The 13,328-nt window shown below is 46.3% G+C and carries 13 protein-coding genes; 5 read left to right on the forward strand and 8 right to left on the reverse strand.

Going from position 1 to position 13,328, the window contains the following annotated elements; genetic code table 11:
* Positions 1–10 precede the first annotated feature (10 nt).
* The 3 genes from ASG93_RS19625 to ASG93_RS19635 all read right to left on the reverse strand — a co-directional run bounded on the left by ASG93_RS19625 (position 11) and on the right by ASG93_RS19635 (position 4,548).
* Positions 11–199 carry a hypothetical protein gene (locus ASG93_RS19625; RefSeq protein ID WP_029197080.1) on the reverse strand — a complete coding sequence of 63 codons (189 nt, stop codon included), beginning with the start codon at positions 197–199 and terminating at the stop codon, positions 11–13.
* A 174-nt stretch (positions 200–373) separates the two neighbouring features.
* Positions 374–874, reverse strand: coding sequence for a phosphatidylglycerophosphatase A (locus ASG93_RS19630; protein WP_056834419.1), 501 nt, complete (start codon positions 872–874; stop codon positions 374–376).
* 71 nt (positions 875–945) lie between these two features.
* Positions 946–4,548 (reverse strand): DNA polymerase III subunit alpha, encoded by a 3,603-nt coding sequence (locus ASG93_RS19635; protein ID WP_056834421.1) that lies wholly within the window; start codon positions 4,546–4,548, stop codon positions 946–948.
* A 124-nt stretch (positions 4,549–4,672) separates the two neighbouring features.
* On the opposite strand from ASG93_RS19635, the gene ASG93_RS19640 reads away from it, so the two are divergent.
* The 3 genes from ASG93_RS19640 (at position 4,673) to ASG93_RS19650 (ending at position 5,881) form a co-directional block, all read left to right on the forward strand.
* Entirely contained in the window at positions 4,673–5,005 is a 333-nt protein-coding gene (locus ASG93_RS19640; RefSeq protein WP_029197083.1) for a YtrH family sporulation protein, read from the forward strand.
* On the forward strand, positions 5,002–5,493 hold the full coding sequence (locus ASG93_RS19645; RefSeq protein ID WP_056834424.1) for a hypothetical protein: 492 nt from the start codon (positions 5,002–5,004) through the stop codon (positions 5,491–5,493). Before ASG93_RS19640 ends, ASG93_RS19645 begins: the two co-directional genes overlap by 4 nt.
* 94 nt (positions 5,494–5,587) lie before the next feature.
* Positions 5,588–5,881, forward strand: coding sequence for a YtpI family protein (locus ASG93_RS19650; RefSeq protein WP_056834426.1), 294 nt, complete (start codon positions 5,588–5,590; stop codon positions 5,879–5,881).
* Here ASG93_RS19650 and ASG93_RS19655 read toward each other — a convergent pair.
* The 5 genes from ASG93_RS19655 to ASG93_RS19675 form a co-directional block, all read right to left on the reverse strand.
* On the reverse strand, positions 5,878–7,206 hold the full coding sequence (locus ASG93_RS19655; protein ID WP_056834429.1) for a DRTGG domain-containing protein: 1,329 nt from the start codon (positions 7,204–7,206) through the stop codon (positions 5,878–5,880). The genes ASG93_RS19650 and ASG93_RS19655 overlap by 4 nt on opposite strands.
* A gap of 182 nt (positions 7,207–7,388) precedes the next feature.
* Positions 7,389–7,676: a hypothetical protein gene (locus tag ASG93_RS19660; protein ID WP_235550908.1), complete on the reverse strand. Its 288-nt coding sequence runs from the start codon at positions 7,674–7,676 to the stop codon at positions 7,389–7,391.
* A 153-nt stretch (positions 7,677–7,829) separates the two neighbouring features.
* The gene (nfsA, locus tag ASG93_RS19665) at positions 7,830–8,558 is read right to left on the reverse strand and encodes an oxygen-insensitive NADPH nitroreductase (RefSeq protein WP_056834433.1); all 729 of its coding nucleotides are present in this window, start codon (positions 8,556–8,558) and stop codon (positions 7,830–7,832) included.
* A 343-nt stretch (positions 8,559–8,901) separates the two neighbouring features.
* Entirely contained in the window at positions 8,902–9,960 is a 1,059-nt protein-coding gene (locus ASG93_RS19670) for an acyltransferase (protein WP_056834435.1), read from the reverse strand.
* 283 nt (positions 9,961–10,243) lie between these two features.
* A complete protein-coding gene (locus tag ASG93_RS19675) occupies positions 10,244–10,579 on the reverse strand; it encodes a YlbF family regulator (protein WP_056834437.1) in 336 nt (111 codons plus the stop codon).
* A 173-nt stretch (positions 10,580–10,752) separates the two neighbouring features.
* On the opposite strand from ASG93_RS19675, the gene ASG93_RS19680 reads away from it, so the two are divergent.
* Both ASG93_RS19680 and ASG93_RS19685 read left to right on the forward strand, forming a co-directional pair.
* Positions 10,753–12,129 carry a YheC/YheD family protein gene (locus ASG93_RS19680; RefSeq protein ID WP_056834439.1) on the forward strand — a complete coding sequence of 459 codons (1,377 nt, stop codon included), beginning with the start codon at positions 10,753–10,755 and terminating at the stop codon, positions 12,127–12,129.
* Between the two features lie 9 nt (positions 12,130–12,138).
* Positions 12,139–13,266 carry a YheC/YheD family protein gene (locus tag ASG93_RS19685; RefSeq protein ID WP_063891915.1) on the forward strand — a complete coding sequence of 376 codons (1,128 nt, stop codon included), beginning with the start codon at positions 12,139–12,141 and terminating at the stop codon, positions 13,264–13,266.
* The last annotated feature ends 62 nt before the right edge of the window (positions 13,267–13,328 follow it).

Below are 13,328 nucleotides of genomic sequence, written 5' to 3' on the forward strand. Positions count from 1 at the left end.
CTACTTTTCATTATCTATGTAAAATAGAATTGAGCACTTCCTGTACTTCCTCTACTTCGCCTTCGGGTACGACGATTTCGAACTGATTTTTGGATAAGGAGATACCTCGAACTTGTACGAGAAATCCTTCTTCCGTTAGCCTCTGTTTAATCCGCTCTGCAATCTTAGCGGTAGGAGCTATGTATATCACCGTCCACATGAAAAAAAAACCTCCTATGACGTGCAACTACATGGATTAGGGCAAGTTAGCAACGATGATAATTAACATCCTACATAAGCATAGGCGCACACAATGGAATAATGATATCATAATTTCTCTTTTTCCCGCAACAGAGCACGTACATGAAAAAAAGTGAAGTCTGAACTATTTGAGCTAGTCCAGACGCAATTTACTGCTATAATCAGGCGCATGCTCATTCTGATGAGCTATTCTGGCAGAAGCGGCAGCCGCTAAACCACAGATCAAATCATCCAGAAAAACATGCACAGAACTTTTATCATCATTTAATGTTCGGATAATACCCATTTTTTCCTTATCTAAATAGCCAAAGCTAGTTAAGCCAATCATCCCATATACATGAACAATGCCTAGGGCCAGAGTTTCATCAACGCCGAACAGGGGCTCATCCGCTTCAAGAATCGATTGCAAAGGCTCGGGCAACAGCTTTTTCTCTGCCAATTCATCAAGAGCAATGCCCGTATATAGCGTATACTGAACTTCCCGCTTGGCGAGAACAGCCAGCACACTCTCGATACAATCTTCTTGCGATAGTTGATCATTATAAGGCTTTTGCAGCTTGAACACAATTTCAGAGATTTGGTCTACTGTTACACCACGTCTTTGCAGCAACTGGACCATATGTTGTTCGGTCATAAGTCTCCTCCTACGCATGTATTAAGCCCCTGAAATGCCGGGTTCCTATTCATATGCGGAGGATGTCATCTTTATTTCACTCTGACCGAATCTTTACCCATGATGGTCTCAATCATACGGAACAAATCCTTCGAAGGATCGACCAAATATTGGTCGCTCAGGGCCAAGAGCTTGTTGCTGCTTTCGTAGAAAAGCGCAACCGCGAGCCCACCCCTGTGCAGCTTCAGCAGCGCCTTCAGCTGCAGCAGCTTATCCGGCTGCTCGCAGTCAGCCGAGATCTTGACGAACACCCGCTGCGCCTTCGGCTCCGCAGCGTTCGTGCGCGCCGCCTGCACCGCAGGGGCCGCCTGGGTGACAGCGGCGGCGCTGCGCGCGCCGCCTGAGCTGGCAGCCGCGCGCGCAGGCCGATCGCTGACTGCGTCAGCTGATCGCCTGTGCGCCCCTGGCTGCCGGCGAAGCCGCTGGACGCCCGCAGGGTCGTCCAGTGCGGCAAGCTGCTCCGCGAGCAGCTTGGGCGGGTCCTCGTCCTGAAGCTGCAGCTTCGCCCGGACGAGGACGAGCCTGCCCTTCTGCACGAGCGGAGCCGCATTCTTCCATGTCTCAGGGAACAACACCACCTCGACCTTATCGATGCGATCCTCCAGCTCCATGAAAGCCATAGGCTGCCCTTTCTTCGTGATGATCGTCTTATTCGAGAGGATCATCCCCGCTACAAGTACCTCGCTGTTATCCGGCAGCTCGGCTAACTGATGAAGCATAGCCGCTTCCATCTCACCCAGCTGCTCCGCATAGGCATCAAGCGGATGTCCAGAGATATACATGCCGAGAAGCTCCTTCTCGAGCTCCAATTGTTTGCTCTGCGGCATCGGAGGGATGTTCGGAACCTCCACCTCCCAGTTCGGTTCTTCAACGAAGCCGAAGAGGTGAAGCTGCAGATCATCCCGTTCCTTGCGCCATTTGGTTGCGGAGGCGATGGTTTCATCGAGAATAGCCATCAATTGAGCGCGATGCCCGCCTAGCGTGTCGAAGGCACCGCCTTGAATGAGCGATTCAATCACTCGTTTATTACATACGCGTAAATCAACACGTCTGCAGAAATCTAGCAAGCTCTCGAACTGTGACTTTTTCCGTTCATTCAGAATAGCATCGATCGCTTGAGTACCTACATTTTTGATCGCAGCAAGTCCGAAGCGAATCGCCCCGGCTGCCGGGTCCGGTGTAAATACCGTTCCGCTGCCATTGACATCAGGCGGAAGCACAGCCAATTTCACCCGCCGGCATTCATCCACATATTCGGCTACCTTCCGATGATTCCCCATGACAGCCGTCAGCATTGAGGCCATAAAATAAATCGGATAGTGCGCTTTTAAATAAGCCGTTTGGAAGGCCAGAACCCCATATGCCGTTGCATGTGCACGCGGGAAACCATAGTCCGCAAAACGCACGATCATATCATATACATGATTAGCTTCATCGGCATTAAAACCTTGATGCAAGCTGCCCGACACGAAATGTGCCCGCTCTTCATCCAGCACTTCCCGCTTCTTCTTGGACACCGCTCGTCTTAACAAATCCGCTTCACCTAAGCTAAAACCTGCCATTGATGAGGCGATTTGCATAATTTGCTCTTGATAGACGATAATGCCGTACGTATCCCGAAGGATAGGTTCTAACGTGGGGTGCGGATAGACGACCTCCATCTGTCCGTGCTTCCCAAAAATGTACTTAGGTATAAACTCCATCGGACCTGGACGGTACAAGGCCACAACGGAAATAATATCTTCAAATACAGAAGGCTTCAAATCCTTCAATACCTTGCGTACACCTGATGACTCTAGCTGGAAGACACCCGTCGTTTCTCCCTTGCTCAGCATACCGTAGGTCACGGCATCCTCATCCATGTCCAGCATATCAAAATTGAGGCGCACATCTTCCATCTGTGCAATCCAATCAACCGTTCGTTCAATAATAGACAGCGTCCGCAAGCCGAGAAAATCCATTTTCAACAGACCAATGGCCTCCAAATGCTCCATCGTATACTGGGTAAGAGCTGTCTGAGCCGTACCTTCTTGGAGAGGGACATACTGCGTTAACGGTTCTCTGGAAATGACAACCCCAGCAGCATGCGTTGAAGCATGGCGCGGCATTCCTTCAACACGCATTGCCATTTCAAGTAATTCTGCTGTCTTGGGCTGTCTTGCGACCAACCCCTTTAAATCAGAGCTTACCTGCAGTGCTTCCGATATGGTCATACCTAATTGATTCGGAATAGCCTTAGCCGCCCGGTCGACATCCCCATAGGGAACATTTAGTACGCGTCCAACATCCCTAACCGCGGCTTTTGCCGCCATCGTTCCGAAGGTAATAATTTGCGCGACATGCTCGTGCCCATATTTGGCAACTACATAGTCAATGACTTCATCCCGGCGTTCATCGCTAAAATCGATATCAATATCCGGCATCGTAATCCGCTCAGGGTTAAGAAAACGTTCAAACAAGAGCTTATATTTCAGTGGATCCACATTCGTAATGCGCAGCACATAAGCAACTAGACTACCGGCAGAAGATCCCCTGCCCGGCCCGGTCATGATACTCTTTTCGTGCGCAAAACGAATAAAATCCCATACGATCAAGAAGTAATCGGAAAAACCCATTTTCTCAATGACGCCTAACTCATAAGCTAGACGTTCTTCTGCTTGTTTCCGCAGCGGAGAATCCGCAGTATGCCACTCAGCTTTAGCAGAGTACCGCTGTTCCAGCCCTTGCACACAGAGCTCTCGCAAATATTCTCCGGCTGTGAGGTGCTCTGGAATCGGACGAAAGCTAGGCAAAATCGATTTACCGAACGTAAGTTCGAGTTCACAACGTAAAGCTACAACGCTCGTATTCGTAAGCGCTTCGGGTACATGGACGAATAAACGTCTCATCTCCTCTTCGCTTTTCAAATACATCTGACTTGTCCCCATCTTAAGCCGATCTGTATCTTCCACCGTCTTGCCTGTTCCAATACAGATAAGAATGTCCTGCATCACATGATCCGGTTCAGTCACATAGTGCACATCATTCGTGGCAATCAGCGGAATTCCGGTTTCTTTGCTCAGCTCGATCATTGAGATCATTACTTTTTTCTGCTCAATCATCCCATGATCTTGAATTTCCAGAAAGAAATCATCGCCGAAAATATCACGATATCGCTCAGCCGCTTTCTTGGCTTCATCGTGACGATTGTGAAGCAAGTGCTGGGAAACCTCGCTGCCTAAGCAGGAGCTCAGACAAATAAGTCCCTCTGAATGCTTGGATAAATGTTCCAAATCGATACGGGGTTTATAGTGAAAGCCCTGTAAATGCCCGATTGAACAGAGCTTCATTAAATTTTGATAGCCTTGATAATTTTTGGCAAGCAGGATGAGGTGATAGATCGGTTGTTCCTGTCTAGTCCCTTTATCGCGAATAGATCCCGCTGTGAAATAAACCTCACAACCAATAATTGGCTTAATGCCTCGCTGTTTGCAGGCTTTGTAGAAGGCAATGGCCCCGTACATGACACCGTGATCCGTCAATGCCAGAGAGGTCATGCCAAGATCAGCCGCTCGGGAAACAAGCTCCTCCATACGTGCCGCACCGTCTAATAAACTGTATTCACTATGAACATGCAAGTGGACGAACGAACTCATCAGCATGTCCTCCCTTCTTTCATTTTATTCCTTATATTTTATCATATTGGCGCTAGGCATTCCCATACATTAAGTATAGAGAGATTGTCCTCTTTAACTTAGCAGGAAAGGAAGCGATTAGGACATGTATGTCTTTTGGGCAAATATTATCGTGTATTTCTGTATTGCATTCGGGGTCGTATTTGGAGGCAGCATGTTAAGTGGAATAGCAGCCGTGCTCACGCTTCAATCACCTACAGAAAAAATGATGACCATTGCAGAAAACATTAAAATCTGGGCCATGGTAGCTGCTGTTGGCGGCACGATTGATCCAATACGCTATATTGAAAGCCATGTAGCTATAGGGCATTTGAATCCCGCTATAAAGCAAATTGTTCTGATCATTGTTGCCTTTATTGGCGCTCAGATGGGCACTTCACTCATTCAAATGATCTGCAAAGGGGGCAATCAGCCTTGAGGATCCCTCCTTTTGCCCGATATCAACGTCTGCTTTCGAGCTTAGGACTGATGCTTTCGGGAGCCATCATTGGGAGCGCAATCTATATGAGCATTCATCAGTATAACTACACGCAGCTATATGTGGAGATGCATAAATATTTGCAAGAAAATCGTGACTTGCGTGCCGATATCGACAACTTAAACAAAACAAAAAATAAGCAATCCTTAATTAATGTCGTCAACGTACATTTAGTTTCAAAAAATCAGGAAGAAATCATAAGTGAAGATATTCAGAAGGAAATTGAGAGCGATATTAAAAGCGAGCTCAAGCTCGTCATCGGTCAAAAAGCTACTTACGTAAAAGATGCCCAGCCTCTCTATGAGAAATTGATCACCCAAAAGACCTACATTTTGCATGATAAAAAATATATCGTTGAAGTTAAATCGATCGTGTTAATTCAGACTGAATTGACGGTATGGATTACAGCCCAGGAAAAACGAACATGAGGATTCGGCAAGATTTAAGCGCGATGTGATTGCAATCTTCTCCTATAATCGCTAAAGTTAAAAGTAAACTTACTTAAAAGGACGGATTAATCACATGCTCGCGATTCAAATCACTTTATTCTCTCTTATTTGCCTGCTGCTTGCCTTATCCGTGTATTTCAGCTTTCAGGCACGCCGAGAAAAGGAACCCGCCAAACGCGGTCTCTACTCGGCACGCATGAATATTTGCATGGGTTTGATGCTCGTTCTGATTGCCATCACCCAAATCTTCTTCTTTAGTGAATCCAGCTTTCGCCGCATCTTCGGCACCGTGCTGGTCTTGCTAGGCCTCTTCAACTTATTCGCCGGCATTCGTAATCACGGGCACTTCGACCGCATGCTGCGTTAAATGACTTGAGCGGTTAGCATCGCTTTGGAAACCAAAGTCCCAGCATGATAAATTTCTACATCAATTTTGCCAAACTTACGGCTCACCTCAATAATGGTGGGTCGTATTTCTATTTTGGAGTCAATTTGCAGCGGTTTTAAGAAATAGGTCGACATGTTATCCATGACGAGATCCCCCTTCTTATGCTCCTGCACGATGCGATAGGCCGCTTGGGTCATTAGTGTTGTAAGAACACCTTCCGATACCGTCCCCAAATGATTCGTCATCTGCGGGGTAATAACGCCATGAAACTGCAGTGTCCCCTTCTCATCCCTGACTTCTTCAAGTCCGGACCAGATTAAATCCTCGAACGTCTCGCCATTCTGCGGCTGCTTCTGAATATACTGCATGGCTTTCAGCACATCGCTGCGATTAAGCACGCCAAGGATTTTGCGGTTTGTATCCACGACGGGCAGCAGTTCAATGCCTTCCCACACCATCATGTGAGCCGCAGATGCTACCGAAGTTTGGGGCGTTACAGTAAGCGGGCTGCGCGTCATTAACTTATCTACCGTTTGCAGCGAATTAGCCCCTACCATATCCTTAGAGGTCACAACACCGATAATTCGGTTCCATTCGTCTACGACAGGAAAACGGCTGTACCCAGTATCCTCTGACATGCGCTGCCAGTCCTTCAGTGTACTATTTGCCTTAAGGGCATATAGCGAAGCACCTGACGCAAGGATGTCCTCTACAAGCATAATCTTCTTCTTGATCAAACGATCGTATATGGCTCTATTAATCATAGAGGCAACTGTAAATGTATCGTAGCTGCTCGAAATAATCGGTAGCTCCAGTTCATCTGCAAGGACTTTCACCTCTGTACTGGTGTTAAATCCCCCCGTAATGAGCACACCTGCGCCTTGTTCCAAAGCACAGATATGGGCACGGTTACGGTTACCAACGATAAGTAGGCTGCCTGCCTCAATGTAACGCATCATGGCATCTTGTTCCATCGCGCCGATAACGAACTTGTGCAGCGTCTTATGGAGACCACGCGAGCCGCCAAGCACTTGCCCATCGACCATGTTTACGACTTCAGCAAATGTGAGCTTATCAATGTTCTGCCGCAGTTTTTTCTCGACTCTTACGGTTCCGATTCGCTCTTTGGTCGAGACCAGACCTTGATTCTCGGCCTCTTTAATCGCCCGGTAAGCTGTACCTTCACTGACTTCCATGTTCTTGGCAATTTTGCGAACGGAGATCCGGCTTCCAAGCTTCAAGCTTTCAATGTAACGCAAAATTTGTTCATGCTTCGTTAACGTATCCACGGATTGTGTATCCAACTGTTACACCTCATTCGCTTGTTCCTGTATTACTCTGTACTACTAGTATAATCGTTCCAAAGCGCAAGAACAATGAGATCAGCTTTTCCTATACAAAAAATCCAACCCTATTGGATTGGATGCTTTATTTGTATTATAGCAAACATACGTTCGTTGTCAAAATGGAAATCTCTTCTTCTTAGCTATTTACGAAACTGCAGAAGTTTCCGGCGGCCTTGAACAAGCTGCTCCAACTGCCATTTTTTCATCCGATTGATGCGGTTCATCTCTTTGCGTTTCTCTTCATCTACCCCAAGTATTTGATGCAAATGAGCAGCTGTCACTAGCAGAGCCATCACGACCCAGATGATACTAAACACCATAGGCAGCGACCCTACATCTCGAAACTCCAATTGCGGAATGGAGTAAAATAGCATGCCTAACGCTAAGCTCATGTAAACGACATTTTTAAAGCCTTTCAAAATGATCACTCCTTTCGCTTTAGATAAAAAAGAACCTATCTCCACCTATTTCCATTGTATGAGACAAGTTCTTTATATATGTTCGAAGCGAAAGTTTAAAACTTAGAGACTGTCGATTGATTCATGAAGAGCAAGATTGGTCGAATGAATCGACGGTCTCGCTTACTCCATCTCGAAACCCTGGGTGCTTAGGAATGGTTTCATGTGCTCTCGCGGCCGCTGCGCTTTAGCGGCCATATCCTTGGACCAGGTCGTATCAACCTTGCCGCCCGATCGAACTTTCATATAGTCGCGGATGCTCTCGTCGTACACGTCGACCGCTCCTTCGTTATCCGTATACCGATTCTCATGGTATACGGCTTCTCGCGGGAGCCGCGGGCGCAGTAGCGGCTCTTGATCCGGCATGCCGATGCACATGCCGAAGACTGGATACACCAGCTGCGGCAAGCCCAGCAGCTGGGACACTTCAGCGGGCTTATTGCGCAGCCCGCCAATATACACCACACCGAGTCCGAGCGACTCGGCGGCGATGGCTGCATTTTGCGCAGCTAATGCAGCATCTACCGTGGCAACGATGAAATTCTCAGCGTTGCCAGTAACCGGGGTGTCCCCGTGACGGTGGACAGCCTGCGCGTAGCGGTGCAAATCCGCGCACCACACAAGGAACAGCGGACACTCGCTGACGTAAGCTTGATTGCCGGCTAGCGCGGCAAGCTGGTTCTTCAACCCGTCATCCGTAACGTGGATAACGCTGTATGCTTGCATATTGCTGGATGTAGATGACGCCTGAGCGGCTGCCAGAATAGCATCCAGCTGTTCCGAGCTTACTGGCTCATTCGTAAACTTACGAATGGAGCGATGATTTTGCAATAAAGAAATGATTTCGTTCATCCTTCAACAACCTTTCTTTTATATGTAGAATATATTAAGAAAGTCTCCACCCATATGGTCGACAAAAAGAGTGTCGAGGAGAACGATTATTCACTCAAGGCCCAATAACTGCGAAAGTGCAGGCATTTTTACTAAAATCGGTTGAAAAGAGGAAAAGCCTGCTATTATGCAGGAATTTTCAGCCTTTCCATTCCTGAAATTAAAAAAGACCGAAAAAGCCTGCACGATTGCAGGAATTAACGAACAACAGCTATTCATAGAAAAAAAGCATGTATAATTGCAGGATTATCACAACCGTAGTCACTTCTTCTCGTTAAAGACCCAACCACCTGGGTCCTCATCTCTATCGTATCGATAACAATTTTCTTACTTTCCTATATAGCAGCGTAAGTATCCACGGTATCGCAACAATCAGCACAAACACAATGCCATTATACACGTTAAAAAGCAAAATCGAGCCAGGCATATTTACTTTATATTTCCATAGAGATAACAACGCTGGATGCATCAAGTAGACACCAAATGATACCGATCCTAGCGAGACGAAGAAGCGTGCCATTCTGGTGGATTTTTGGAGAAGCCATTTCGCGATCCAGATAAAGCTTACACCAATGCCAATGCTATAGAGCAGCCATAAAATTTCGAACCACGTATTTTCAAACTTATATCCTTTTAGTCCTAATAGGTAAAGCATCACATAGGCCAAACCACTGAGGATTGCAGCCGGCAGCACCCACCCTTTGTTCCGATCCATCCAAGAACGAAAGGCACCATAGTTCATGCCAATTGCACCGCCCACGAGGAAATACCCGAAGTACGTTATGCAAAGCTCTGGTTTATGACTAATTGTACCGAACCAGTGGGTGTAAATGTAAACGCCTGCTTGAATGGCTAGTCCCCAAAGTGCCAGCATTCGGCGAAACCATGGAGCATTTCGAACAACCCAAACTAGCAGCGGAAACAGCAAGTAGAACTGTACGATAATAATCATGAAATACAAATGATAGCCGGAATCTGCCCATTTTAACTGTTCCAGAAAAACACGTAGATCAAACTTAATAGGGTGCCCCGGCGTCCAGAGCCAAGGATTAAATATATAGTAGAAGAAGGACCAAACGATATAAGGAACTAACACTTGGCGGACACGTTTCCAGTAGAAAATGCCAGCCTGTTTCCCGCTCCAATTATCTGTATAAATGTAGAACAATACAATGCCACTCAAAAAAATAAACAGCGGAACGGCAAAATAACTTATTTTGTTCAAAAATAAAATAACTAACTCTGATCTGCTCCCCTTCAATGCCGGATCCACTGTCCAGTCTGCGGTAACATGAATCATAACGACTGCAAGGATGGCGAAGGCTCTAACGATATCGAGCTCCGTGATTTTTGCTTTTGCCATAACGGTTTCAAGTCCTCTTTTCTTAATAAATACCCTTTTTACTATAGACAGTTTCGAGATATTTCGCAACAGCGAGCCTAGTAAACAGGTATCCCTCTTCTTCGCTCCTCTTCGATTGTTTGCCAAGGATAACGACTCCGTCGTCCTTCAGGGACGAGCGCGTTTGTCAAGGTAGATGCGAAGCAAAAGTATAAAACTTATACTTTCTTAGCTGCTAAAAAAAAGAGTGTATCCCAGGAGTAGAATTCTAGACGGCTAGACTTCTGCAAGGGATACACTCTTTTTATTCCAACATTGCTTTTAACGGTTCAGCAATAATCCGCTGCACATCTTCAAGTACGATCGACAATCGGCGCTCCGCGTCGAATAATTGATTAATACGCGGATTGCGGGCGAGCTCCTCATATCGTTTCTGCAATTGCTCCATTTCCTCTTGCGGCGGCATGTCGCCCCCTGCCATTTTCTGCTGCAGCTCATTCTGACGGTTGCGGAAATCTTCCAACAAGTTTTTACTGGATGCATCGCCGTCAATGATGGATCGAAACTCCTTCATATCCTTGTATTCGTTGCTTTCTTTAATTGCTTTTGCCAATTCGTAAGCCTTATCATGTACATTCATTTTATTTCCTCCTCGTTTTTAGTTTGTTATGTCCTATGTACTTCCTCAATGAATAAAAGGGCACTTTCGGACAGATGCCTAGGCACCAAGGGAAATATGTCCTCATATGATGGAGTAGTTTACTTTGCTTAAGCAAACAATGCCATTTTTGATGCTGGAAGGAGTGTTCGCTATTGACCCGGACGAAAGTTGGAATATCCATTCAAGGCACCAGCATCTATTTGGATGATCGGACCGTTGTTCTAAGTGAAGCCATTGCAAGAAAATGGAAAGTTCCGTCTAATCAAACGATTACTATGCGATTTGGCTCTGCCAAGCAGGATGTCAAAATTGTTACAGCCTCAACGTCGAACAGTTTACGTATAAACCCTGCTATCGCAAACAAAATCGGTCTTCATCATGGAGCTCAGCTCAATCTCCATTATAAGCAAAACACAAGCACCTTGTCGATTGGACCCTTGATTGGCGTCATGATTAGCCGGGTTTATGCTGGCTCAACTGATCGTCCTTTCGGTGCTATCACCGCTTTTTGTAAAGAAATGACGGACGCCTGTGACCTTTTTGGGGCTATTGTATGCTTTTTTCCACCTGATGAAATGCATGCCAATGCCCAAACACTATCTGCGTATTCGTATTCCAATGGTGCCTGGAGCAAAAAAACGTTTCCGATCCCCAATGTCATCTATAACCGGCTCACCTCGCGCAAATTCGAGAACATGAAGAATGTTCAACAATTCATGAATGATGCCAAAGCACGCTTTGCCACTGACATCTTCAATGAGAAATATTTGGACAAAACGGAAGTTTTCGAAGCCTTGCGCAAAAATAACAGCCTCCATGGCTATTTACCCGAATCCTACCTCTTCAAAAACTATCAGATGTTGAAAACCATGGCTGCCCGCCATACTGTTCTCTTCCTCAAACCGATTACCGGAAGTCTAGGTAAAGGTATTATTCGCATTCGTAAAGAGCCGGGGGAAGCTTACACCTGTCATTACACGAGTCTCGCCGGAGTTCGCAAACAGTCCTTCGCCTCGTTAACCGCTGTTTTTCAATCTTTATCAGGCAAGCTTAAGACACAACGTTATCAGTTACAACAAGGACTTGATCTCATCACTGCAGACGGCAATCCTGTTGATTTCCGAGCACTTGTGCAGAGAGGGGCTCAGGGAGAATGGGCTATAACATCGATTGTTGCCCGTATTGCAGGAACGCAGCATTTTGTCTCTAACCTGGCACGAGGCGGAAGTCTAACCACCGTAGCCGAAGCACTGGCAAAATCAACTTTTTCGTCAGCACTTCGTGTCTCTGTCATTGGACGTTTGCGCAAGGCTTCTCTGGATATTGCCAAAGGGATTGAAACGAATATACCTAATCATTTTGGAGAGCTAGGGATCGATCTTGCTGTAGATAAAATGGGAAAGGTTTGGTTGCTCGAGGTGAACTCCAAACCATCTAAGGATGACAATACCCCACTTAACAATGAACGAAAAATTAGGCCATCTGTGAAACAAATTGTGCAATATTCGCGTTATTTAGCGAAGTTCTGAGGTGAAAGCATGCGGCAAAGATCACATCGTCCCTTGTTAGGGATTATGGTTACGGAATTGAATCGAAAGCTGCCCTTTGGAAGTTCAGACTTTTATGAGCATCTCACTTATCATGGTGCCACCAAGGGTCTTGACGTGTTCGTTTTCTCACCGAATCGAATCGATTGGAAGCAAGAGCTGGTGCGGGGGTACACCTATTTAAGTGAAAGACAAGAATGGGTGATGAAGCTCTTTCCTCTTCCCTCGATCATCTATGATCGGTGTTTCTTTAATAACAAAGAGAGCTATCAACAATACCGTTATCATGTGAGCAAGCTTCGTGAGACGCCACATATTCGCTTTCTCGGTTATGGCTTGAGCGGGAAGTGGGAAGTGGATCAAATCCTGCAAAAAGACAATACGCTGCACCTCTATTTGCCTGAAACGTGCTTGCTGACAAACGGCATCGAGCTAAGAAAGTGGTTTCGTACAAGGAGCGACGTCTTTCTCAAACCACAGGGCGGCAGTCAAGGCAGAGGGGCATTGCACATTCACAAGATAAGATCAACAGACGGTATCAGCTCTTATCATATAAAAGGGCGCGATGCTCACAATCAACCCATAGAGCGTGATTTTAAAAACTTTGATTCGTGCTGGTTTTGGCTTCGCAACCTGATTGGTATGCGACCCTATCTAATACAAGAATACCTAACTCTCCATTCAACAGAGGGAATGGCTTACGATGTACGCTCCCTCGTGCAAAAAAACGGCCGGGGGTTATGGGAAAGTACCGGCATGGCCGTACGTATTGGCAAACCTGGAAGCATCACCTCAAATCTACATGGCGGAGGTACTGCTGAAGATGTGTCCTCGTTCCTTACCAAGGAGTTTGGTGACTCCAAGGCAAATGAGCTTATTGCCACACTCGCCATGCTTTCAAGCCGGATCCCCCCTTTTCTGGAAGCTCATCACGGGCGACTGGCTGAGCTCGGCATTGATCTAGGGATTGATATCTATGGTCGCGTGTGGATTCTTGAAGTGAATTCGAAGCCGGGAAGATCGATTTTTGCGCGAACACATAACGAAAAAGCACGCACAAAATCCATCGCAAACCCTATCCATTATGCTGGATTTTTGCTTCACAAAAAGCTGAGCTAGCTTGGCTTTTTGTGAAGTGCCCGAGCAGGCAGAAGGTTATGTCTGCCTGCTTTGACACGGAA

The organism is Paenibacillus sp. Soil787 (assembly GCF_001429545.1).
Taxonomy (GTDB): Bacteria; Bacillota; Bacilli; order Paenibacillales; family NBRC-103111; genus Paenibacillus_E.

Coding starts and splice junctions, on each gene's coding strand:
- ASG93_RS19625 (WP_029197080.1), bottom strand. CDS start 199: ATGTGGACGGTGATATACATAGCTCCTACCGCTAAGATTGCAGAGCGG.
- ASG93_RS19630 (WP_056834419.1), bottom strand. CDS start 874: ATGACCGAACAACATATGGTCCAGTTGCTGCAAAGACGTGGTGTAACA.
- ASG93_RS19635 (WP_056834421.1), bottom strand. CDS start 4,548: ATGAGTTCGTTCGTCCACTTGCATGTTCATAGTGAATACAGTTTATTA.
- ASG93_RS19640 (WP_029197083.1), top strand. CDS start 4,673: ATGTATGTCTTTTGGGCAAATATTATCGTGTATTTCTGTATTGCATTC.
- ASG93_RS19650 (WP_056834426.1), top strand. CDS start 5,588: ATGCTCGCGATTCAAATCACTTTATTCTCTCTTATTTGCCTGCTGCTT.
- nfsA (WP_056834433.1), bottom strand. CDS start 8,558: ATGAACGAAATCATTTCTTTATTGCAAAATCATCGCTCCATTCGTAAG.
- ASG93_RS19670 (WP_056834435.1), bottom strand. CDS start 9,960: ATGGCAAAAGCAAAAATCACGGAGCTCGATATCGTTAGAGCCTTCGCC.
- ASG93_RS19675 (WP_056834437.1), bottom strand. CDS start 10,579: ATGAATGTACATGATAAGGCTTACGAATTGGCAAAAGCAATTAAAGAA.
- ASG93_RS19685 (WP_063891915.1), top strand. CDS start 12,139: ATGCGGCAAAGATCACATCGTCCCTTGTTAGGGATTATGGTTACGGAA.